The sequence below is a fragment of the Streptococcus sp. 10824 genome, from assembly GCF_013276595.1.
Taxonomy (GTDB): Bacteria; Bacillota; Bacilli; order Lactobacillales; family Streptococcaceae; genus Streptococcus; species Streptococcus pseudopneumoniae.
The window spans coordinates 1-2853 of sequence record NZ_VMLH01000075.1 but is presented as its reverse complement, the minus strand read 5'-3'; the positions used below and the strand labels follow the sequence as shown (position 1 = coordinate 2853).

Here is a 2853-nt window from a genome sequence, read left to right as displayed (position 1 = left end):
CTGACGAAGTCAGTAACCACACCTACGGCAAAGTGAATCTGAAGTAGTTTGAAGAGAGTATAACTTGTCTTTTAGAAAAGGAGCCTATAATGAAAGTCTTTCAGAATGTAAATATCGTGACTTGTGATCAAGATTTCCATGTTTATCTTGATGGAATCTTAGCAGTCAAGGATTCTCAAATCGTCTATGTCGGTCAAGATAAGCCAGCGTTTTTAGAGCAAGCTGAGCAGATTATAGACTATCAGGGAGCTTGGATTATGCCTGGGTTGGTCAATTGCCACACCCATTCTGCTATGACAGGTTTGAGAGGAATTCGGGATGATAGCAATCTCCATGAATGGCTCAATGACTATATCTGGCCAGCAGAAGCTGAGTTTACTCCCGACATGACTACTAAGGCGGTCAAAGAAGCTCTGACAGAGATGCTCCAGTCAGGAACAACAACCTTTAATGATATGTATAATCCCAATGGTGTGAATATTGAGCAGATTTATCAGGCAGTGAAAGATTCCAAGATGCGTTGTTATTTTTCTCCGACTCTTTTTTCTTCAGAGACAGAAACAACTGCTGAGACTATAAGCAGAACTCGATCCATCATAGACGAAATCTTAAAATATAAAAATCCAAATTTCAAGGTTATGGTAGCACCTCATTCTCCCTATAGCTGCAGTAGAGACTTGCTGGAAGCGAGTTTGGAAATGGCAAAAGAGCTTGCTATTCCAATCCATATCCATGTGGCGGAGACCAAGGAAGAATCAGGCATTATCCTGAAACGATACGGCAAACGCCCCCTCGCCTTTCTAGAAGAACTGGGTTACTTAGATCATCCGTCTGTCTTTGCTCATGGGGTCGAATTAAACGAGCGAGAAATTGAACGCTTGGCAACTTCTCAAGTGGCTATTGCTCACAATCCTATCAGTAATCTCAAACTGGCATCAGGAATTGCTCCAATTATCCAGCTCCAAAAAGCAGGAGTAGCAGTCGGAATTGCGACTGACTCGGTCGCTTCCAATAACAATCTTGATATGTTTGAGGAGGGACGGACTGCAGCCCTTCTTCAGAAGATGAAAAGTGGAGATGCCAGCCAATTTCCTATCGAAACAGCTCTCAAGGCACTGACAATCGAAGGGGCTAAGGTTCTAGGAATGGAAAATCAGATAGGAAGTCTAGAAGTCGGCAAGCAGGCAGATTTTCTCGTTATTCAACCACAAGGCAAAATCCATCTCCAACCTCAAGAAAATATGCTCTCTCACCTAGTTTATGCTGTCAAATCCAGTGATGTTGATGATGTCTATATTGCTGGAGAACAGGTTGTTAAGCAAGGTCAAGTTCTGACAGTAGAACTTTAGAAGAAAAATCACGAAAAATTTTAAAAAAAGTTTGTAAAAATCTTGCATTCTTTTTTTGACTATGCTATACTTATATACGGTTTGAAAAAACTGCCTAAGACAGTAGGGGAGCTCGACTCATAAATATCCTACCGAGGACAAAACGTATCATGTAAAAAGAAGCGTATTGTACTTTCGTGTCTAGGTTTGGGCGCGTTTTTCTTTTGGAAAAATTCCCCAAGCAAAATAATTACGGAGGTGAACACACTAATGAGTGAAGCAATTATTGCTAAAAAAGCGGAACTAGTTGACGTAGTAGCTGAAAAAATGAAAGCTGCTGCATCTATCGTCGTTGTAGACGCTCGTGGTTTGACAGTTGAGCAAGATACAGTTCTTCGTCGTGAGCTTCGTGGAAGCGAAGTTGAGTATAAAGTCATTAAAAACTCAATCTTGCGTCGTGCAGCTGAAAAAGCTGGTCTTGAAGATCTTGCATCAGTATTCGTTGGACCATCTGCAGTAGCATTTTCTAACGAAGATGTTATTGCACCAGCGAAAATCTTGAACGACTTTTCTAAAAACGCTGAAGCACTTGAAATCAAAGGTGGTGCAATCGAAGGCGCTGTCGCATCTAAAGAAGAGATTCTTGCACTTGCAACTCTTCCAAACCGCGAAGGACTTCTTTCTATGCTCCTTTCTGTACTTCAAGCGCCAGTGCGCAACGTTGCTCTTGCAGTCAAAGCGGTTGCAGAAAGCAAAGAAGACGCAGCTTAATCTTAAGCTACGTAGCGTAGCCTAGCTACGAAAATCTATTATAAATTTAAAACATATTTGGAGGAAATAACAATGGCATTGAACATTGAAAACATTATTGCTGAAATTAAAGAAGCTTCAATCCTTGAATTGAACGACCTTGTAAAAGCTATCGAAGAAGAATTTGGTGTAACTGCAGCTGCTCCTGTAGCTGTTGCTGCAGCTGGTGCTGCTGACGCTGGTGCTGCTAAAGATTCATTCGACGTTGAATTGACATCTGCAGGCGACAAAAAAGTTGGCGTTATCAAAGTTGTACGTGAAATCACAGGTCTTGGTCTTAAAGAAGCTAAAGAACTTGTTGACGGTGCACCAGCACTTGTTAAAGAAGGCGTTGCAACTGCAGAAGCTGAAGAAATCAAAGCTAAATTGGAAGAAGCTGGAGCTTCAGTTACTCTTAAATAATAGAGCGACTACATTAGTAGCTTAAAAACATGATTAAATCGCTATTCTTAGGAGTAGTGGTTTTTCTTTTTGTTTAAGAAGTTGGCGAGTAAGTAATACTCAATGAAAATCAAAGAGCAAACTAGGAAACTAGCCGCAGGCTGCTCAAAACACTGTTTTGAGGTTGCAGATAGAACTGACGAAGTCAGTAACATATCTACGGTAAGGCGACGCTGACGTGGTTTGAAGAGATTTTCGAAGAGTATAAAATAGATTGAATTTAGAATAGTCCACTGAGTTTTATAAAACATTGTTAGAAATTGGTTTGAATTCC

General features: G+C 40.7%; 3 protein-coding genes and 1 other annotated feature. All 3 genes read left to right on the top strand.

Features of this window, described 5'->3' with window-relative positions; genetic code table 11:
• Positions 1-89 precede the first annotated feature (89 nt).
• On the top strand, positions 90-1349 hold the full coding sequence (locus HT701_RS07145) for a TRZ/ATZ family protein (protein WP_050261725.1): 1260 nt from the start codon (positions 90-92) through the stop codon (positions 1347-1349).
• 75 nt (positions 1350-1424) lie between these two features.
• Positions 1425-1560 (top strand) — a sequence feature (ribosomal protein L10 leader region).
• A gap of 38 nt (positions 1561-1598) precedes the next feature.
• Positions 1599-2099: a 50S ribosomal protein L10 gene (rplJ, locus tag HT701_RS07140; RefSeq protein WP_001287278.1), complete on the top strand. Its 501-nt coding sequence runs from the start codon at positions 1599-1601 to the stop codon at positions 2097-2099.
• A 72-nt stretch (positions 2100-2171) separates the two neighbouring features.
• Positions 2172-2540: a 50S ribosomal protein L7/L12 gene (rplL, locus tag HT701_RS07135; RefSeq protein WP_001196965.1), complete on the top strand. Its 369-nt coding sequence runs from the start codon at positions 2172-2174 to the stop codon at positions 2538-2540.
• The last annotated feature ends 313 nt before the right edge of the window (positions 2541-2853 follow it).